Genomic DNA, 20,952 nt, shown 5'->3' on the forward strand with positions numbered 1-20,952 from the left:
TTTTACAATTACAAATCATCAAAGATGACTCACATACTTATCTCACTTTCTGACCTTTTAAAAACGTGTTCGTTGGTTTCATTTTCACAATTTTACTTTCATCCACTTTCATTAAATCCTGATCAAACATTACAAAATCAGCCCATTTCCCCACTTCCAAACTTCCTTTTTCTTTTTCTTCGAAATTAGAAAAAGCAGCCCATATTGTCATTCCTCTTAACGTTTCGGCTCTGGTCAACGCATTTTCCATTTGAAAGCCTCCTTTTGGATATTCCTTACTGTCTTTTCTTGCAACTGCTGAATGAAAAGTCAACATCGGATTCACTTCTTCTACAGGGAAATCAGTTCCTAAAGCCACCATTCCTGCTTTTTGAAGTAATTTTTTATAAGCATAGGCATTTTTAAGCCTTTCTTTCCCTAATCTATCTTCTGCCCAATACATATCGGATGTGGCATGCGTAGGTTGAACCGAAGGAATAATTCCAAATTTAAAATAATCAAAATCTTGTTCACGCAAAACTTGTGCGTGTTCAATTTTCCATCTTCTATCTTTGGTTCCAGCCAAAACATCTCCGTAAATTTTCAAAATCACCGTATTTGCCGAATCCCCAATTGCATGCGTATTCAGCTGAAACTTTGAAGCCGCAATTTGTTTTGCAACATCGTTTAATCCAGAAATTGGTGCCAACAAAGCGCCATATTGGCCTGGCTTATCAGAATACGGTTTGTGCATGCATGCACCACGAGAACCCAAAGCGCCATCACCATACATTTTAAAAGAACGCACATTCAAATTATCCGTTTTATAAATTCCTTTTTTCAGATACAAATCGATATTTTTTTGATTTGCCGTAATCATAGCGTACACATTAAGCTTCAGCACTTTTGCTTTTTGCAAACTATCCATCAAATGAATAATGTCCGGATCTAATCCTGCATCATTCACCGTTGTCAATCCATAGTCAAACATCACTTTTTCGGCATCCAATAAAGCGGCTATTTGTATTTTACGGGTTGGTTTTGGAATTATTTTAAACACTAATTCCATCGGATTGTCAACTAAAATTCCTGTTGGTTCTCCGTTTGCAATTTCAATTTGTCCGCCATCTGCTTTCGTATCTTTAGTGATTCCTGCTAATTTCAAGGCTTTACTATTAACGATAATCGCATGACCGTCAACTCTGTTTAAAACTACTGGAATATCAGGAAATGCGACATCTAAATCTTCTTTTGTAGGATACTTTTTTACTTTCCAATCGTTTTGATCCCAACCATTACCTAAAATGAATGTTGGATTTTTATCATTTTGAAAAGCCTTTAAACGAGTAATTATTTCCTCCATACTTTTGGTACCGCGCAAATCAGCTTCTTGCAAACTTAAACCATAGCTATAGAAATGGCAATGCGCGTCAATTAATCCTGGATAAATGAATTTTCCTTCCGCATCTATTGTATTCTTGGATTCATATTGTTTTGAAATTTCGTTATTAGTACCAATAGCGACAATTTTCCCCTTATCAATTGCCAGAGCCGAAGCCTCAGCAAAAGAGTTATCTACCGAGTAGATAGTTGCATCGGTAACAATAGTATCAACGGTAACTTTATTTTTTTGATCACAGGAGATCAATAAAAATAAAGCAAGAAATAAAGTAATAGATCTCATAATAAACATTTTAGTTGTGCTAATATAAAAAAACTGAACCGAATTATTTTAAACAAAGGTGAATTAAAAGAAATTTTTGAATCCTCAACTTGACCAATCTGATTATTTACATAAAAAAAACGCTCTCGAAAAGGAGAGCGTTTGTCTATTTGTAAAATCTTAATTAATTGTGTTTATGCCTTTGCATACGCATCATCATGCACACTAGCTACTGCTCTTCCGGATGGATCATTCATGTTTTTGAATGCTTCATCCCATTCCAATGCAATTTTTGTACTACACGCCACGCTTGCTTCTTGCGGAACACACAAAGCAGCGGCATCACTTGGAAAATGCTCGTGAAAAATAGAACGATAATAATATTCCTCTTTTGAAGTTGGTGTTTGTAAAGGAAACTTGTATTTAGCATTTGCCAATTGTTCATCTGAAATCTCCACCGCTACCACTGCTTTCAAGGTATCGATCCAACCGTATCCTACACCATCACTAAATTGTTCTTTTTGTCTCCAAGCTACACTTGGCGGCAACATCTCTTCAAAAGCTTTACGAACTACCCATTTTTCCATAGGATGTTCCTTGTTGATCATTTTATCCTGTGGATTAACGCGCATCGCCACATCCATAAATTCTTTATCTAAAAATGGAACACGCCCTTCAATTCCCCATGCTGCTAAACTTTTGTTCGCACGCAAACAGTCGTACATGTGCAATTTACCTAATTTACGTACGTTCTCCTCATGAAACTCTCTTGCATTTGGTGCTTTGTGGAAGTATAAATATCCTCCAAAAAGTTCATCTGCTCCTTCACCCGACAATACCATTTTGATACCCATTGATTTGATAACTCTCGCCATTAACCACATAGGTGTCGATGCTCTAATAGTAGTCACATCATAGGTTTCTAAATTGTAAATTACATCTTTAACCGCATCCAAACCTTCTTGAATAGTGAATTTAATTTCGTGGTGAATCGTTCCTATATGATTCGCCACAATTTGAGCCGCAGCTAAGTCCGGAGAACCTTCTAATCCTACTGAGAAAGAATGTAATTGAGGATACCAAGCATCAGCAACATCTCCAGATTCAATACGTTTTTGCGCATATTTTTTGGCTACAGCCGAAGTAATAGAAGAATCTAAACCTCCAGAAAGCAAAACACCATAAGGCACATCACTCATCAATTGTCTGTGAACCGCAGCTTCTAAAGCGACTTTAATTTCATCAATGCTAGTTACGTTGTCTTTTACAGCATCGTAATCCGTCCATTCTCTTTTATACCATTGCAAAAATTCGCCGTCTTTGCTCGTCATATAATGTCCTGGAGGAAACAATTGGATTTTGGTACAATATCCTTCTAGCGCTTTCAATTCAGAAGCCACATAAAAGGTTCCGTGCTCATCCCAACCAATATATAATGGAATAATTCCCATGTGATCACGAGCAACAAAATACTCATCTTTTTCTACATCATAAATAGCAAATCCAAATATTCCGTTCATTTCATCTATAAAATGAGGTCCTTTTTCTTTGTAAAGTGCCAGAATTACTTCGCAATCACTTTCGGTTTGAAAGTTGTATTTCCCTTCAAATTGTTTGCGTAATTCTCTGTGGTTATAGATTTCACCATTTGCGGCTAAAACAAGTTGTTTGTCTTCACTGAACAACGGTTGTTTCCCTGAAGCAGGATCAACAATTGCCAAACGTTCGTGAGACAAAATGGCTTTTTCATTACTAAAAATTCCACTCCAATCCGGTCCACGATGACGGATAATTTTAGACATTTCTAATACTTGCGGTCTTAAAACTTCCGCTTTTTGTTTTAGGTCAAAGGCACATACTATTCCGCACATAACTATATATTTTTAATGTTTTGTTTATTTTGATAAGGCAAAGATGCAGTTATAGTTCTAATTGAAAAACACAAATGCTATTTTTAGTTATACATTACAACTAAAAAACAGTATTTGTGTTTAAAATGTAATTAAAAGAGAATAAAAAAAGGAATAGAAGTTGAGAATTGTAAAATGGGACGCAGATAATACGGATACAACTCCCGAAGCTTCGGGACGGATTCTATTTAATAGCCTCCACCAAATACTTCGTACCATTAATCTCAAAAGTAAAACCTTCTTGATTTCCCATGAGTTTATTTCCCAAAGGAGATTGTGGTGATAATGCGATAATATTAATTCCTTCTACATTAATTTTTGGAAGCGCCACACTCAGATACAAATAGATTCCGTTCGCTTTTACCAAGCTCCCAACAATAATAGTCTCAGCAATTGCAGTAGCGTCAATTTTATCCAAAACTGTTTTTTGATCCAATACTTCTCTCAATTTACGATTGAGTTTTTCCTGCTCAATGTGCATCATTGATAAAGCGGTTTCGTGTTTGTCTCCCGCAGAACCTTTGGCATCGTTCTTAGAATCTTCGGTAAGCGCCACAATCATGTCTTTGAAAACATCGATTCGATCCTGAACTAATTGTAAATAATGGGTATGTATTTTTTGTTTGAAAGTCATCGTTTTTTTGGATTGCGGATATTTTCTAACCGGTGTTTATTCTATATTTATTTATAAGAGTTCTTAAAATAAAAATTTATAGGACATAGTTCATTGGTAACATGTCTCCCAATTTTCTCGTCGCTAAATCTCCCCCAAACTCAATCTTATCACTATCCGAATTGTTTCCATATTCATCTACATAAAAAACATTTGTCAAAAAAACCACTTTTGATTGTTTCTTTTTATTGTAGAGGAAAATAAAATTAGCATAAAATCTCGGTTTAGAGCCAACTAAAAGGCCTTCAAATTTAACATTCGAAGTGATACTAATCTTCTTTAAGTTACCTTCCTTGGAAATTGTAAAATAATTTTCTGGAATATCCTGAAAACCTCCTTTAAACAATAAAAAAAGATCTTTACCCCAACGGTTTTCAGAAAGATTTTTAAAGAAATGCATCGCAGAACCAGAATAAACATTATCCCTGATTTTTTTTATTTTAGATTCTTTATTTATCTCATTAAATAAGGTTGTCCCCAAAAATAAACTTTTAGTTACGTCTGCATTTTTAATACTCTTTTTTTGAAATTTGACATGAAATTCATATAAATCGAATTCGATTTGATAACCTAAATATGGATTATCAATTTTCAATGGATTATCTGATGTCGCAAATAATGTATTTGTTTTATAATCATATTCAAAATTAATATCCTCTTCGTTATTAATCTTACATGATTTCCCTCCCTTTGAAGTTCCTAAAAACTGATCTCTAAATAGTTGCATTTTTTGGCTCCTTGTAAAATAATCTTTTCTTATAATAACCTCATTAAGTACAACTTGCTTTGGAACTAAATAAATTTTTCTATTGTTATTTTCAAAAGGATTGGAAATACCTACAGTTTCATAACCCATATATCGGATAACCAATGAGGTATTAATTTTACTCTTCACATTCAAAAAATATTTTCCATTTTCATTAGTCAAAGTAGCTATTGTGGTTCCATCCAAATAAACTGACGCTCCTACGATTGGCATTTTGTTTTCGTCAAAAACGGTTCCTTCTATGGTTTGACAAAAGGTATTTAATGAAAACAAGCAAATAAAAATCATTAGCATTCTTTTCATAATGCAAAAAAAATTAAAATTATTATTAAACGGCAAAATGAACAAAGTTCACAAAGGAAGCACAATATTCACATTTTTTTTTAATTATATTTTATGTGGACTTTGCGCTTTCTTTGTGAACTTGGTGGTTAAGTAAAACCTTAAAAATCAAATTTATAGTTTACTCCTAAAATCACCTGAAAACCTTGAACTGGATAATTCAACCATTTTTGGTACGCATTATTTGTAATATTATTAGCTCTGACGAAAGCCGTCAATCGGTCGCTGTATTTGTAGCCTACATTTGCATTGACATCAAAATAGGATTTCAAAGTTACAGGAGCTGCATTTGACGAAAAGGCCGTATTCATCTGAAAATCTTTTCGCTCCCCTACGTAAAACACATTTGTACCAGCGAACCATTTTTCTGTAATATTAAAATCAAGATTTGAATTTATTTTTATTGCTGGCATATTCCAGGCTTCTTGCTGAAAATCATTAGTGAAACTGCTGAAAGTTCCGTTGATTCCAAAAGTTACATCCTCAGAAAAATCAGCTTTTAATTCTCCATAAAAACTTAATGTTTTCATATCATCATACACCACTTGAAAGGAATTTCCAAACGCATAATCTTCATTACCCGCATTTTCATTGTAATCATTACTTCTAAATAAGGCTTTATTTCTTTCATTTACATACGAAGCTTTTATATTATAACTCACATTATTGGTCAATTTCCCTTTTAATCCTGCAAAAACATCATACTGCTGATCCGTTGGAGTTATGCTCAAAGTCGGAGATAAAAACGGATTTTCGTTCACAAAATCCTGATATGAATTTTGTTTTAAATTTCCTTCTGCACCCGCATAGAAAATCATCAAATCGCCAACAACTTTATACGAAGCATTGAATTTTGGATACACATAAAAGGAATTATTGCTGTGTTGATTGTCCATACTATAAAAAACAGCGGCACCAATATTCAGCGTCCAATCTTCCTCCTGCATTACAAAACTTGGTGAGATTCCAAAATTTGTAAATCCGTATTTGATGGCTTCGACATTCGTGTTTAAATAATTTTTATCGAAATTTCCTCCCACATAATCTACCGTTAAATCCGTTTTCACAGCACTTTCCATCACGTCAAATTCAACGGTTGGTTTTGCATAAAATCTATTTTCTGAAGATCCTGAAGCATCCGAAAAATGGTTATATTTAATACTTGCTTTGTTTAAAATACTTTCGTTAAAAGCTACATTTCCGCCCAGCGATATGGTTCTGTACGTTTGCTGGGGATCAATTCCATTAATCAAGAACACTTGATTCTGGGCTGATAAAGTATTTCCAAATTCCGACGGCAATCCGTACCAATTATAAATCTGGTTTTGATATCCTAAATCCAAATTCCAAGACACGTTTTTTTGATTGGAACCATACATTAAGTCCAGCGATGTATCGTAAAAACCATTTTCTAATGCTACATTTTTGATTCCGCCTTCTGACGAATGATGGCGAAACATTCCACCTACATAATCTGTATTATTTAAATCGTGATTTACGAATAATTCTCCAATAAAGGTTCCGTAATTCCCAACACCAAAAGTCGCGTAATTTTTAAACAAATGTGCTTGCTTTTCCTTCTCTACACCTTCAGCTTTTCCTTTTGACGGTGTAAAAGTAGATGCTACAGGAAAAGAGAAAATCGTGTATTTTATGGTTTCTTTTTTAGCGTTTCCTTCTTCATCCAGTTCTGGAATTTCTTTTACTTTAAAAGCATCGGAAATTTTTGGCGTATAAGGTTTAACAACATTTACAGTTTCGGTTCCTATTTGCTCTTTCTTTTGCGCAAACGAAAATTGGAAAAATAAAAGAAATAAAACCCCCAACCCAACTCTCCCCGAAAGGAAAGGAGCCGAAAACGTTGTTGCCCTATTTGTAAATGATTTTATGTTTATTTGTTTAAATGTCATGTTTTATTTTTTTACTTCTTATTTCTAATGCGCCTAATCTTATTTTTATACTTCCCATTCGCCTTTTGCAATGAATTGCGTTTCTCCTCCTATTTTTATATCAAAATGATTTTCAGTTAATTTTCCATCAAAGTAAATCTGGGAAGCTCTGTTTATAAAATCTCCTTGATGATTGACAATTTTAATTACTGGTGAATAATATTTTAAAAGAAAAGCCTGTAAACAAGTGCTGGCACTTCCCGTAGCGGCATCTTCAATAAGTTGATTGTTTTCAACACATAGCATTCTGCTAATAAGTTTTGCATCTTCTAAACAATAAAAATACAACGCTCTATGACTTGTTTTACAGTTTGCCTGCAACCATTCATTCATTTTAGTTTTATCCAAAATCAAATTCTCTAAAACTTTTTTATTTTTTACAGGAACAATTACAAACGCACTTCCTGTAGTCACCTCCTGAATGGGAAATTTATCATCAAAATCAGCAGTTCTTAAATTGCTGAAGTTCAAAAAATCTTCTGCTGAAAAAGTATCTAAAAACTCGGGTTGAGCAGCCTGTAGCCATACCAAATCTCCCGCTTGACGCACCGGAATTTCACCTATAGGCACCGATAGTGTAATCTTTTCCGGTTGATGTTTAAAAATCTTATTAATCAAAACCCACGAAGTCCCAATGATTGGATGACCGGCAAACTTCATTTCGTGCTCCGGAGTAAAAATTCTGATGGTTGCCGAATTATCATCAGCATTGAGCTTGGTTATAAAAGTGCTTTCTGCAAAGTTTATTTCTCGAGCAATTTCTTGCATCTGTTTGCCAGTTAAAGCATCGGCACCTGAGAAAACTGCGAGTTGGTTCCCCGCATATTTTTTCTCTGTAAAAACATCAACGATATAAAAAGATAGACTCATTCCATTTTGTTTTTTGGCTTTCGATTATTTAAAAATTTACGTTTGATTTAAGTTGTTTCCCAACTTTCAAACCTTGATTTTTTATTTTGTTATCGATGAGTTAGTTTTTGATTCTTCCGCCTTAATAGCGTTCAACTCTGTTTGTGCATCTGAAACGACGTCCGGAAAATCAGTAAAATTCTGAATTACATTTTCTAGAATGTAAGTCGCCTGATAACTGTCTTTTAATCCGTAAAAGTTTTTCGCCATTAAAACTAGCCCTTTGGCTCCAAAATATTTATATCCGGAATAATTTTTCGCTAATTTTTGAACTGCAACATTTGACACCTCAAATTTTCCTTCTTTATTTTTAAAATAAGCATCATAATACAAGGCTTCGGCGGCTAACTCTCCTTTGGCAATTGTCATTAATTTTGCGTAAGCAACTTTCGCTTTCGCTTCATCACCGGTTTCCATTGCCGCACGTGCAATTATGATTTGCGCATCACTTTTTACATTATCATCCGTTTTTGGATTCATCAAAACCTTCTCAGCATACATACTTGAATTTGGATAATCTTTTTTGTCGTAATACAATTTCATCAAGTTCGATTGCGCATACGTTTTATTCTGAGAAATATCCGCCTCATTTTCTAAACGGGTCAAAATTAAAATTGCTTTTTGATCTTCTTTGCTTTTTAGGAATACTTGAGCCAATCGAGACAATGATTGTTCTGTAAATTCACTTCTGGATTGGGCAATTACATACTCGTAATTAGGAATCGATTTGCTCTCAGAGCCTTCAGCATAATACAATTGAGCTAGGTAATAATTAGCTTTTAGAGCATGAATCCCACGAGGAAACTGGCTTACATAACCACTAAATCCCGCTATTGCCTGTTTTACATTATTTTGTTGAAATTGTTTTCCAGCAGCTTCATACGTGTCATTATCCAATTCTGCATCCGTTACGGCAACAAAATCCAATGTACGAACCCAAGTTGCATATTCATCTACTCTGCCATTATCCACATAAATCAATCTAGCAGTTGCTACCGCTTCTAAAGCCTCCGGAGTTCTAGGAAAATCAGCCGCGACTTTTTTAAATTTCAACAATGCCTGATCATCTTTGTCTGTGTTATAATACACTAATCCTTGACGCAAAATAGCTCTGGAAGTGAAAGAACCTTTTTTGAATTCCGTATTTAATCTTTCGTATGTTTTTATGGCAAGGTCATTTTTATTCTCAGCAACGTATGTATTTGCCAGTTCAAAAAGTGCATCATCTCTGTATTCTGATTTTGGATACAATTGTAAAAAAGCGTTTAGTTCGTCAATTTTCTTATTGTTTTTAGCTAGAAATCCGTAGGAAATAGCTTTTTGGAAATACGCATAATCTGCATCTACACTTTTAGACTCAATCACTTTGGTGTACGCATCCATTGCGGGACCGTATTTTGAAGTCACAAAACGACAATCTGCTAAACGTAAATACGAATCATTCAAACGTACTTTATCACTAGGCGCTTTTTCAATTTGTTTTTGGAAATAATCACCTGCTTGCTCGTATTCTTTCAGTTTGAAATACGTGTATGCAATATTGTAATTACTGTTTTTAAATTCCGGTGTTTTAGAAGCTTGGTTGGCACCAACAAATTGTTTGAAACTTAATAATGCGTCTTTAAAATCATTTAAAACATATTCCGTTTCGCCTTTCCAGAAAGTGGCACGAGCCGTAAAAACAGCATCTTTTTGTTCGCTTACGGATTTCGTAAACATTTTCAGTGCTTCCGGATAATTTCCATCGGTATATAATTCTAAACCTCTATAAAAAAGCACTTTTTGGTAGGCTAATTTATTTTCTGGTGATTTATTTCTTTCCAATAAAACTAAGGCTTCTTTATAGTTTTTAGAAGAAATATAAGAATCAATCAATAATTTCTCCACCTCATAACGGCTTGCATTATCTGGATATTTTTTCAAAAAAGCTTGCAAAACAGCTGGAACACTTTGATACGAATTCCCTAATTCATAACTTAATTTTGCATAATTCAAGCTCGCATCTTCTTGAATTGCAGCATCAAAACTCATTTCAGAAGCATTTTTGAAAGCATTCAAAGCTTGTTGCTTTTTATCTGTATTCAGGTAACTTTCTCCCAAATGATAATAGGCATTTTGAGCTACGAAATCTTTACCGCCAATAATTTTATTGAACTGAGAAATTGCGTTTTCATAGTCTTTTTGTTTGTAATACGCATATCCCAATTGGTAAAAATCCGTATTATTCCATTTCCCTTTTTTCCCTTTATAACCTACTAAATATGGAATTGCAGTATCGTATTTTTTTAAATTGAAATAACTTTCACCAATGATTTTATTCAGTTCAGATTTTTCCAAAGGAGTCGATTTAGCCATTGCTTTCTGCCCTAAATCAATTGCTTTTTGGAAATTCCCCAGCTTGAAATTCATATCCGCCTGATAATAAGACAGCTTTTCTTTGTATTTTTCTTCGCCCGAAACTTCGTCAAAATATTTTGTAGCTTCTTTGTAATCATCGCCTTCATAGGCCATAAAACCTAAATAATACTTGGCTTGAGAACCATATTCAGCTGAATTCACCACTTTATTCAAATACACTGTAGCTTGTTTTTTATTTTTGGCATTAAAAAAACTATAGCCTTTCTGAAAATTGAATTTATCTTGGTCCTTTCTGCTTAAACTGCTTTCGTCAACTTTATCAAACCATTGTAACGCTTGCGGATAATTTCCTTGATTAAAATGAAAATGTGCCACTTCAATGTACGCTTGATTTTGTTTTACACTCGTAGGATAATCCGAAACAAATTGCTCCATTAATTCATCCGCATTCGACTGATTGGTTCGAATGGCACAATTCGCCGCATAATACGCACAATCTGATTTCAATTCTTCAGTTGCTGCAGTTTCCCTTACTTTATTAAAAATAAGTTGTGCCGAGGCATACTGCTCATCTTTGAATAAAAAAACCGCTTTATTGAAATCTTTAGAATCGTGTGTATAAATAGTTGATTTTTGTGCCGAAATACTGGCCGTTATAATAAAAAATGATAAGAAATAGCCCCAAGTAAGTTTACGCATTGTGATTTTATTTTAATAATTCAAATATATTATATTCTGTCCTCTATAACGAATCACAATTGGCTTTTATTATGAATAATTTTTTTACAGTTTAGATTTCAACCTTCTTTATCGAAATATTAATCAAATCAAACTTCCTAACTTTTCAATATTATTTGTAATTTTTTAAATTCTGCCTAATAGAATAGAATTTATTTTGAATAGATGCGTTATCTTCTTACTTTTACCCGATAAACAAATGCAAATTATGTCACAATCCGTACTGTCTTTAAAAAATGTAACGATTTATCAAGAAGGAAAATCTATTTTATCAGAGGTAAACTTGGAGGTAATTCATGGTGAATTCCTTTACATCATAGGAAAAACAGGCTCCGGAAAAAGTAGCTTAATGAAAACTCTGTATGCTGATTTACCTTTGACCGAAGGAGAAGGAAACATTGTAGACTTTGACTTATCAACTCTAAAAGAAGATGATATTCCGTTTTTAAGAAGAAAAATTGGAATCGTTTTTCAGGATTTTAAATTACTTCCAGACCGGACTGTAAATGACAATATGCTTTTTGTACTTAAAGCAACTGGCTGGACAGACAACGCAGAAATGCAAAATAAGATTGACGAAGTTTTAGCTAAAGTGGGAATGAGAGATTTTGGCAAAAAAATGCCGCATCAACTTTCTGGAGGAGAACAACAACGTGTGGCCATCGCTCGCGCATTGCTTAACGATCCGGAATTAATCCTTGCGGATGAACCAACAGGAAACTTAGATCCACAAACGAGCGCTGAAGTATTGGAAGTCCTAAAGAAAATCAATGCTAACGGAAAAACCATCATTATGGCGACGCACGATTATGCTTTATTAATGAAATTCCCTTCGAAAACATTAAAATGTGAAGACTCCAAAATTTTTGAAGTGATTCAGCAGCGAAACGCGTAATGCTTTCCATTCTTGTTCCTCTATACAATTACAATGTTTATCCACTGGTTATAGAGCTGCACAAACAATGTACAGATTGCGGAATAGCTTTTGAAATCTTGTGCCAAGACGATGCTTCTCAATCAAGTTTGAATGCATGTAATGAAAATGTAAATGCAGTATCAAATTGCAGTTTTGTCTCTTTAAAAGAAAATCTGGCACATCGAGAAAACAGAAATTCCCTTGCTGAGAAAGCAAAATTTGATTATTTACTTTTTATCGATGGGGACTCTAATATTATCCATGACAATTTTATAAAAAAATACATTGACAATCTTCAAGATTTTGATGTTGTCTATGGCGGAAGGTTGCATCCTGAAAAATGTCCTTTCTACAATCAAAAACTACGTTGGAAATACGGAAGATTTATTGAGGACAAATCTGCAGCAAACCGAAAGAAAAAGCCATATCAATCATTACTTTTTAATAATACTGTAATCAAAAAGGGCTGTTTCAACAAAGTAAAATTTGACACCAACAGAAAGAAATACGGTCATGATGACACACAACTTTCGTATGAGTTAAGTCTTTTAAAATCTAACGTAAATCACATTGAAAACCCTGTTGAACATGGTGACATTGATACCAATTTAGTTTATCTAAATAAAACCAAACAGTCTTTAGAAAATTTGATTTCATTATACGGAGAAGAAAAAATTGATATTGAATTTGTAAGACTGATTCAATTGTATCATTTTTTAAAAAGAACAAAATCTACTTTTATCATTTCAAAAATACATTCCCTTTTTGAAAGATATCTAGTCAAAAATTTGACTGGAAAGAATCCTAATTTACTTCTTTTTAATTGGTTTCGAGTGGGTTATTTGTGCTCAATAAATGACAAAATTAATTCTTTTTGATTCCAATAAACAATTGATTCCAAGTTTCCATAATAGCATCGATATGGTATTTTTCGCTGGATAATTTTGCCTTTTTCCCCATCTCTCTTCTTAATTTTACATTTTCGATTAAAGTCTCGACTGCTTTTACATAATCTGATTCGTTTCCATTTTCAATCAAAAAACCATCTTCTTTTTGAGACAAAATGCCTCTCGGTCCGCACGGGCAATCATAAGCAATACAAGGCAATCCAGAAGCCATTGCCTCAATCAAAACCATCCCAAAACCTTCAAATCGAGACGTCATCAGATAGAAAGAGGCCTGTAGATATTTCTCGTTTATATTGCGTACCGGTTCATAAAAAACAACATTTTTAGAAATATCCAGACTTTTAGCCAATTCTCTTAAATCGATACTTTCATTTGATTTTCCATAAATTTCCAATATCCAATCTGGGTGTTTCGCAATAACTTTTTTCCAAATTTGTAACATTCTGTCAAAACCTTTTTCATACGTATGTCGTCCTACAGCAATGACTTTTTTACTTTCTAAAGTACTCGGTTTTCCAGAAGTAAACCATAAAGGATTTGGGATAACAATAGTGTTATTTACATTCCATTCTGTAATGCTTTCGCTCGTTTCAACAACAAACCGATCGTATTTCTTTATTCCTATTTTTTTTAACGCATGAATACAATTAAATGCAACTTTCGTCAAAATATTTTTATCTGTTTCTCTTTCCTCAATAAACTTAGAACTGTGCATTTCTAGCACAAGAGGGACTTTATTTTTTAAAATAAAAGGAATTAAATATGCTTTTAGTCCATTATCACAAACAACAATAATATCAGGTTGAATTGCTTTAATTCTACTTTTTAACCCTTTGGAAAAAGAATTAAAAAACTGAAAAAAATTACCTTTCAATAATATATCGTGAAAAATAATATTGGAATTGAAAGAATAAAATAAAGGAGAAAAACCCTCGTTTTGAGTCAGAATATGAACTTCATATCCCAATTTTTCGACCAGATAATTAGCTTTTATAGAAAGGACTCTGGCTACACCGCCTTCGTTATTTATGTTGGGAACTATATAAAGAAGCTTCATTTTTTAGACTCCAAAAATGCATCAAAATCCCTAATATAATCTTCTTCTTTAAAAACATCAGAAGCCAAAACTAAACAAACGGCTCCAGAAGAAAAATTTTGCAATTCTCTCCAAATGCCTGTTGGTATCAATAATCCAAGATTTGGTTTGTTCAATATAAATGATTTTTTGTCTAATCCATCCTGAAGAACAACCTCAAAACTACCGCTCAAAGCAATCAGCGTTTCTTGCTGAGCAATGTGTGAATGCCCTCCTCTGTATGCATTACTTGGCACATCAAAAAGATAATACACACGTTTGAATTCAAATGGCAAAACATCCTCTTGAATAAATGCCAAATTCCCACGCTGATCTTCTACAACGGGTAATTTAAGTAATTGTATGTCTTTTAATGTTGTCATAATTGTGTTATAAACTAATTTTCATCAAGTTCAACCATTGCTGCCCAATAGCTAAAACCGAAAAAGACTGTACGCTTTGTGGTGCATTTTGTTTGCAATATCGATATAAATTCTCGTCTTCTACAAATAAATTCATGGCCTCCGTAAGTTTTTCAATATTTTGATTTTCGACTAGCAATCCATTTTCTTTATGCTGAATCATTTCACTGGGTCCTGACAAACAATCAAACGCAACAACTGGAGTTCCACAAGCCAGTGATTCTAAAATAACGTTGGGCAAGCCTTCATTTAAACTACTCAAAACGAAAAATTTAGCTTTTTTTAAATACTTGAACGGATTATTTTTATATCCTAAAAAATGTACTTTGTCTTCAATTTTTTTCTCTTTTGCAAACTTTTGAAGTGTCATTTTTCGTTCTCCTTCTCCTAATAAGACTAAATGAATATTGCTTTTTGGCAAAATAGATTTTGAATACGCCTCTATTAATTTGTCGAATTGTTTGATGTTTGTTTCCATTTGGCCTACGCCAATAATATAATCATAAAGAAGTTCATTTAACTCCTTACTCGTTTCTGCAATAGCATCAATATCGATTGGATTATAGATTCTGACAACGTTTTTAAGCTGGTGTTTTCTTTCTATTAATGCTTTGGATTCATTTGTAATACTTACTAATTTATAACAATCTCCATACATAAAACGGGTAAGAAAAGACCAATTAGGCATATAGTGATCGATTAAATAACTATGAACCATGAAAATAGATTTAGTTTTATAGAGCCATTTTGCTATTATTAATTCCTGAATAGGTTTTATTCGAAATCGGAAATCAATTATAAAATCAAAATTATTCTCCTCAAGATATTTCTTAAGAAATACCAAGCGATTCCATTTATTAAAAAGTCCATTGGTGCCATTTTTCATTTTCCCCAAATTGACTAATTTCCCTGAATAGGAATAGGAAACCTCATCAAGAACAATGATATTGTGAATTTCTATTCCTTTTTTTTCAAAAAACTGAGACAAAAGAGCCATCACTTTTTCGGCTCCACCATGACTTAATCGATAACCAATTAAAGCAATTTTAATTTTTTTGTTAGGCAAAATCATTATCGATTTGTTATTTTCGTATCAAATATAACTCTTTTAAAAAAATATGCAACACAATCCATTGGTTACCATTATTTGCTTGTGTTACAATCAGGAAAAGTATGTCTTAGAGAGTTTGTTTTCAGTAATTAATCAAGACTATAAGGATATAGAGCTAATTATTATTGACGATTGCAGTACTGACAATTCTAAATCAGTGATTGAAAAATGGGGTATTGATTTCCCTAAAATTCAATTTATGGCAAATAAAACTAATTTAGGAAGTACAAAATCGTTCAATAAAGCACTCAAAAAAGCCAAAGGAGAATATATTATTGACTTGGCTGCGGATGATGTGTTACTACCCTATTGTGTTGCTTCACAAATACATGCTTTCAAAAACACAACTTACAAAAACCTTGGAATTGTATATGGAAATGTTGAATTAATCACTGAAAAAGGCAAATTTGAATCTTATTATTTCCCTGTTGATAGTTTTCAAAAAGTAATTACCCCGAGAATAACCGGTGATATTTATAAATCAGTTCTTTCAGGCGGAGACAGTATTTGTTCCGTTTCGGCGATGATCAAGAAATCTGTTTTTGACCATTTAAATGGCTATGATGAAACGCTAGTTTACGAAGATTTGGATTTTTGGATTCGTGCTTCTCGAATTTATGATTTTGATTTTATCGACGAAATCCTAATGCAGAAAAGGATTGTACCAAACTCTTTAGGAACCGATTTTTTTAAGAAGAAAGATTCAAGAGCAAAAAAAATAAATTACTCCACGTATTTGATTTTAAAAAAAGCAATTGATCTCAATAAAACAAAAGATGAAAATAAAGCCCTTTTAAAACGAATTCATTTTGAGATGATTTTGGCTTATAAAACATCTAATTTCGCATTAGTATTAAAGTATATTTTATTAGAAGTTAAGTTGAGAATAATTTCGTGACTTCATAAACTAGACGATTAAATAAGCATCTAAGGAATCTTTTTCCCCTTCCCAATCTCGGGAAACAGAATCTTTTATAAATTTTGCAGGAATACCGCCTATCAAAATATTCGAACCCGAAGTAGTATAATCACTATTACACAAGCTATTGGAGGCAACGGTACAGTAATCCGGAGTTTTGGTCTTTTGCATGACAGAAACTCTACTGCCTACATAATTATAGTTTCCAATCACTATTGGAGCGGTCATTTCACACTTTTCTCCCGTTTGGGGATCCATCATCTGATGAAAATTAGTATCCATGATTTGGGATTCCGAACCAAAACGGGCATAAGTACCTAAAACAATTCGCTCTATACAAATCAATTTAGCATAAGAACCCAAAGATGCCATGTGGCCAAATTCACAATAACCATTCTCACTGATATAGATAAAATAATCTTTACCAAATTGAACATGTCCTTTGAATACTATTTTTCCCAAAATATTAATTTCTGCAATCCCCTTATGGAGCGTATTCATTTCATAAGGCTGTCCAAAACCAATCATTCCTTTTTTAATTTTTCCTTCAATTTCTATTTTGCCGGCTATTGAGGCAAATTTTACCGTTCCATAAAAAAAGACAGGTAGTTTTTTGGCGGTATTGAAAGGAAATTTTTTGAAATTAAAATAGAGTGTTTTAGTCCAATTTACAGCATAATACAATTGTAATTTTTTATAAACTGATTTAGCTTTTCTATAATTATTTTTTAAAATTTCAATCATTCTTCTTTTTAATTAAAGCATTAAACAAACCTTTCAGTTCCATTTTTTTATTCATTTGAAATAAAACAAAAACTATTGAAAGTACCACCATTGCTGACATTAAACTATATTTTATAATTGAATCTGGAATATATCGAAATAAAAAAGTAGCCATGCACATCAAAAAGCAAATACCATAAATATTATAAAAATCAGAGTCAAAATAAAAACCATATCTTTTTTTAGTAATTATTTTTAATCCAATAAAATGAATCAAATAAAAGACAAAAAAACTAATTCCAAGTCCTTCTAATCCATAATAATAATATCCTAAAACATTTAAAAATAACGAAATAAGGTTAAAACCAAAAGACGTTTTGATAAACATTTTTGAATCTCCTTTGGCAATCAAAATATAACCCATCGACCAGGAAACTGCTCTGAATAACATGGCTAGTATCCCGAAACAAACCATTGGAATAATCGAAATGAATTTTGGCGTATAAATAATTTTTATAATGAGTGGAATTAGTGTTAAAAACAGTACGATTATAGGTGTTATAATCAATATTGAGATGAAAGATTGCTGTACTACACTTGTTCTGACTTTTTCGTTTTCATCACTTATTGAAGCCAGTCTTGGAAAATAATCGGTACTCATTGCCGTAAAAATTATTCCAACATAGGAATTCAACAACGTAAAACCTGCATTATAAAATCCTACTTGTTCTAAACCTCCTTGATTCCCAACATAAATTTGGATTAAATAGGATGAAAGTAAAGTAAACAAACCACTTAATGTCAAAAGAATTCCCAGTTTAATGATACTTTTTCCTTCGCTGGTCAATTGTTTATTAGAAATGACAATTTTATTCAATTTTATCTTTTTCGAATAAAAGAAAGAAAATAACAATGACGAAAGTGAAGCGATAATAATTGTGGGGATAATAGCGTCTATTCGGTAGTAATAATACAATGGAATTGAGAATAGCAATCCAAACAAATTTCCGTAAAAATTGGCTTTCGCCAAAAGCCTCATTCTCCTTAAACCTTGTAAAACCACAAATTCCCCAATCATTAATTGTCTAAACAACAACGTAATTGAAATAAAAACAAACGAAAAAGTATGATTTGAATTCCCAAAAGTTAACTGACTCAGCCAACTGGAAAGAAAAACAGTAACAAGACATCCTAAAATTCCCGTTAATAATGCCAGCCTTTTTACAATTGCTACAATAGTCGCTATACTACTTAAATCATCATTTTTATAATTGCTGGAAACATGTTTAATCCCACTAGTTTCTATTCCTAAACTCGTAACGCCACCTATAACACTTATAGCTGAATTCAATAAAGTCACAATTCCCATTCCTTCTGGACCAATGAAAATAGCAATTAATTTAGTACGAATTATAGAAATAAGAATAGTGAAAAATTGTACACCACCAAAAAGCGAGGTAGTTTTAACAATTTGATAATATGAAGTTTTGCTATCAGACACTATTTAATACTTGTTTAAAATTGAAATAATAAAACCCACCTCATCATCTGTCAAAACTGGACTTATAGGCAAACTTAATACTTCATCATGAATTTTTTCAGTGATTGGAAACGACAAATGATTCCAGTGATAAAATACCCCTTGTTTATGCGGCGCAACCGGATAATGGATTACGGTTTGGATTCCGTTTTTATCTAAATAGTCTTGTAAATCCACTCTGTTTTGAGTTCGAATGACAAACAAATGAAAGACATGATTATTTGAAAGATCCCAAAATGGGAGCTTTATTTTATCGTTTTTAATTTCCGACAAATACCGTTTGGCAATTGTTCTCCGCTTTTCATTTTCAGCATCTAAAAACGGTAATTTCACATTTAAGAAAGCCGCTTGCAGTTCATCTAATCTTGAATTTATACCAACATAATCATTGTAATATTTGGTTTCCGAACCATAATTCCGAAGCGACTGAATCACTTTGGCTAATTCAAAATCATTTGTGGTAACCGCACCTGCATCACCTAATGCTCCAAGATTTTTCCCTGGATAAAAACTATACGCTACGCTTGATTTTTGATTGCTGATTACTTCGTCAGTTCGACCTACGGTCTCTGGTGCTGATTCTTGATTTTTGATTGCACCGTGAGCCTGTGCTGAATCTTCAACAACCAATAAATTATTTGCCATAGCAATTTCATTTATCCTATCCATTTCTGCCAATTGCCCATAAAGATGAACCACCAGAATCGCTTTGGTTTTTGAAGTAATCTTTTGAGAAATTAATTCTGGATTGATATTGTAGGTTTCCAACTTTGGCTCTACCAAAACAGGGATTAAATCAGCTTCCAAAATAGCGAGAATACTGGCAATATATGTATTAGCAGGAACAATAACTTCATCGCCTTTTTGCAATTTCCCCAACTGAATATAGCCTTTGAAAATCAAAACTAAAGCGTCAAAACCATTTCCAACACCTACACAATATTTTGTACCGCAATACTTGGCAAAACTAGATTCAAATTCCTTGACTTCATTCCCTAAAATATACCAACCGCTATCTAAAACTGCTTTCAATTTTTCCTGAAAAGCGGTCTCATACGGTTCGTTTATTTTTTTTAAATCAAGAAATGGAATCATATAAAGTTCATTTTATAAAAATCCTGACTGTAAACCGAGCATCCTAATTCTTCTTTTTGTTTCAAAAGTCCAGCGTGATATCCTTTTTCATTATCCTCATTTACGATTCCCATATCAAAAAAAAGTTTGCCTTTGCGCTTATATTTTTGAATCAAATTAATGAATAAAAAATCCAACGCACGCAACTCCTCTCCTTTCTTAGTGGTAGCACCATACTGCGATTTAACAACGGTTTCCGTTTCGAAAAGTGTAATACCTGCAATAATAACTTCCTCAAAATATACTGAAAACTGTTTGATATTATTCGGAAATTTTTCCTTTAGTTTAGTAATTTCTTGTAAAGTATGTACGGGCGTAGCATTGTATTTCTCCAATAATCTTGGCTCCAAAACCAATTCCCAAAACGATTCCAAATGCTGTTCTTCGACCATTTCTAAATCGAGTTCTTCAATTTTTCTGAAATGTTTGAGTTTACTTTTTGAAATTGTTAAAGGCATGGCTAAATTAATACCTAAATTCATTTCTTTTTTGTCTAAAAACGCTCCTTTTTTAAGCATAAAAAATTCCATTTCGGCGTTGCCCTTCGAAGTATAGAATAACGGAATAGATTTAAAAAAGAACGATCGCACCTCATTTTCTTTAAAAAAAGACAAAATAGAATCCAGAATCTCTTCTACTTTTTCTCCATTTAATTTTGATGAATAAACCAACCCGCCATATGTCAATCCTTGATGGGAATAAACGATGTCTCCAACTCTATTTGCCGGTAAAACAGCAATAAGTTTTTGGTCTTCAAAAACCATCAACGAGAAATCCTCAAATCGATCTTTGTGGTATTCCATAAAATCTCGGTGAAATAAAAAAGTAGCATTTTTGGCCTGACCAACAAAGGCATTCCAATTTGCATAATCACTTACCCGATATGGTTTGACAGAATAATTTTTCACTATTAAATT

The 20,952-nt window shown here is 33.0% G+C and carries 17 protein-coding genes; 3 read left to right on the forward strand and 14 right to left on the reverse strand.

Annotated features, from left to right (window positions below; genetic code table 11):
* Nucleotides 1-37: 37 nt before the first annotated feature.
* The 7 genes from AC0J6S_RS00435 to AC0J6S_RS00465 form a co-directional block, all read right to left on the reverse strand.
* On the reverse strand, nucleotides 38-1,663 hold the full coding sequence (locus AC0J6S_RS00435) for an amidohydrolase (protein ID WP_474954937.1): 1,626 nt from the start codon (nucleotides 1,661-1,663) through the stop codon (nucleotides 38-40).
* A 173-nt stretch (nucleotides 1,664-1,836) separates the two neighbouring features.
* Nucleotides 1,837-3,513: an asparagine synthase B gene (asnB, locus tag AC0J6S_RS00440; RefSeq protein WP_474954938.1), complete on the reverse strand. Its 1,677-nt coding sequence runs from the start codon at nucleotides 3,511-3,513 to the stop codon at nucleotides 1,837-1,839.
* A 223-nt stretch (nucleotides 3,514-3,736) separates the two neighbouring features.
* Nucleotides 3,737-4,186 carry a hypothetical protein gene (locus tag AC0J6S_RS00445; protein WP_474954939.1) on the reverse strand — a complete coding sequence of 150 codons (450 nt, stop codon included), beginning with the start codon at nucleotides 4,184-4,186 and terminating at the stop codon, nucleotides 3,737-3,739.
* Between the two features lie 76 nt (nucleotides 4,187-4,262).
* On the reverse strand, nucleotides 4,263-5,294 hold the full coding sequence (locus tag AC0J6S_RS00450; protein WP_474954940.1) for a carboxypeptidase-like regulatory domain-containing protein: 1,032 nt from the start codon (nucleotides 5,292-5,294) through the stop codon (nucleotides 4,263-4,265).
* 140 nt (nucleotides 5,295-5,434) lie between these two features.
* The gene (locus AC0J6S_RS00455; RefSeq protein WP_474954941.1) at nucleotides 5,435-7,243 is read right to left on the reverse strand and encodes a porin family protein; all 1,809 of its coding nucleotides are present in this window, start codon (nucleotides 7,241-7,243) and stop codon (nucleotides 5,435-5,437) included.
* Between the two features lie 45 nt (nucleotides 7,244-7,288).
* Entirely contained in the window at nucleotides 7,289-8,152 is an 864-nt protein-coding gene (locus tag AC0J6S_RS00460) for a PhzF family phenazine biosynthesis protein (RefSeq protein WP_474954942.1), read from the reverse strand.
* 81 nt (nucleotides 8,153-8,233) lie between these two features.
* On the reverse strand, nucleotides 8,234-11,248 hold the full coding sequence (locus AC0J6S_RS00465) for a tetratricopeptide repeat protein (RefSeq protein ID WP_474954943.1): 3,015 nt from the start codon (nucleotides 11,246-11,248) through the stop codon (nucleotides 8,234-8,236).
* Nucleotides 11,249-11,495: 247 nt separating this feature from the next.
* Here AC0J6S_RS00465 and AC0J6S_RS00470 point away from each other — a divergent pair, with 247 nt between their 5' ends.
* Together AC0J6S_RS00470 and AC0J6S_RS00475 are read left to right on the forward strand one after the other, a co-directional pair.
* Nucleotides 11,496-12,182: a cell division ATP-binding protein FtsE gene (locus tag AC0J6S_RS00470; RefSeq protein ID WP_474954944.1), complete on the forward strand. Its 687-nt coding sequence runs from the start codon at nucleotides 11,496-11,498 to the stop codon at nucleotides 12,180-12,182.
* Nucleotides 12,182-13,081: a glycosyltransferase family 2 protein gene (locus AC0J6S_RS00475; RefSeq protein WP_474954945.1), complete on the forward strand. Its 900-nt coding sequence runs from the start codon at nucleotides 12,182-12,184 to the stop codon at nucleotides 13,079-13,081. Before AC0J6S_RS00470 ends, AC0J6S_RS00475 begins: the two co-directional genes overlap by 1 nt.
* On the opposite strand, the gene AC0J6S_RS00480 is transcribed toward AC0J6S_RS00475, so the two are convergent.
* From AC0J6S_RS00480 to AC0J6S_RS00490, 3 genes are read right to left on the reverse strand one after another with little or no spacing between them, the layout of a single operon-like run.
* Nucleotides 13,068-14,168 carry a glycosyltransferase family 4 protein gene (locus tag AC0J6S_RS00480; RefSeq protein ID WP_474954946.1) on the reverse strand — a complete coding sequence of 367 codons (1,101 nt, stop codon included), beginning with the start codon at nucleotides 14,166-14,168 and terminating at the stop codon, nucleotides 13,068-13,070. The genes AC0J6S_RS00475 and AC0J6S_RS00480 overlap by 14 nt on opposite strands.
* The gene (locus tag AC0J6S_RS00485) at nucleotides 14,165-14,569 is read right to left on the reverse strand and encodes a sugar 3,4-ketoisomerase (protein WP_474954947.1); all 405 of its coding nucleotides are present in this window, start codon (nucleotides 14,567-14,569) and stop codon (nucleotides 14,165-14,167) included. The genes AC0J6S_RS00480 and AC0J6S_RS00485 overlap by 4 nt, the downstream gene beginning before the upstream one ends.
* Before the next feature lie 7 nt (nucleotides 14,570-14,576).
* Nucleotides 14,577-15,680, reverse strand: a complete 1,104-nt coding sequence (locus AC0J6S_RS00490; protein ID WP_474954948.1) for a glycosyltransferase — start codon at nucleotides 15,678-15,680, stop codon at nucleotides 14,577-14,579.
* Nucleotides 15,681-15,726: 46 nt separating this feature from the next.
* Here AC0J6S_RS00490 and AC0J6S_RS00495 point away from each other — a divergent pair, with 46 nt between their 5' ends.
* A complete protein-coding gene (locus AC0J6S_RS00495) occupies nucleotides 15,727-16,617 on the forward strand; it encodes a glycosyltransferase (RefSeq protein ID WP_474954949.1) in 891 nt (296 codons plus the stop codon).
* A 9-nt stretch (nucleotides 16,618-16,626) separates the two neighbouring features.
* Here AC0J6S_RS00495 and AC0J6S_RS00500 read toward each other — a convergent pair whose 3' ends face one another.
* Genes AC0J6S_RS00500 through AC0J6S_RS00515 form a run of 4 tightly spaced genes read right to left on the reverse strand, consistent with a single transcriptional unit; the run spans nucleotide 16,627 to nucleotide 20,943 of the window.
* Nucleotides 16,627-17,382, reverse strand: a complete 756-nt coding sequence (locus tag AC0J6S_RS00500) for an acyltransferase (RefSeq protein ID WP_474954950.1) — start codon at nucleotides 17,380-17,382, stop codon at nucleotides 16,627-16,629.
* Nucleotides 17,375-18,862: an oligosaccharide flippase family protein gene (locus tag AC0J6S_RS00505; protein WP_474954951.1), complete on the reverse strand. Its 1,488-nt coding sequence runs from the start codon at nucleotides 18,860-18,862 to the stop codon at nucleotides 17,375-17,377. Before AC0J6S_RS00505 ends, AC0J6S_RS00500 begins: the two co-directional genes overlap by 8 nt.
* A 3-nt stretch (nucleotides 18,863-18,865) precedes the next feature.
* Nucleotides 18,866-19,996 carry a DegT/DnrJ/EryC1/StrS family aminotransferase gene (locus AC0J6S_RS00510; RefSeq protein WP_474954952.1) on the reverse strand — a complete coding sequence of 377 codons (1,131 nt, stop codon included), beginning with the start codon at nucleotides 19,994-19,996 and terminating at the stop codon, nucleotides 18,866-18,868.
* Complete coding sequence (locus AC0J6S_RS00515; RefSeq protein ID WP_474954953.1) at nucleotides 19,993-20,943, reverse strand: FemAB family protein; 951 nt, start codon at nucleotides 20,941-20,943, stop codon at nucleotides 19,993-19,995. Before AC0J6S_RS00515 ends, AC0J6S_RS00510 begins: the two co-directional genes overlap by 4 nt.
* Nucleotides 20,944-20,952 lie beyond the last annotated feature (9 nt).

The sequence above is a fragment of the Flavobacterium sp. TS_SC_5 genome (assembly GCF_056156265.1).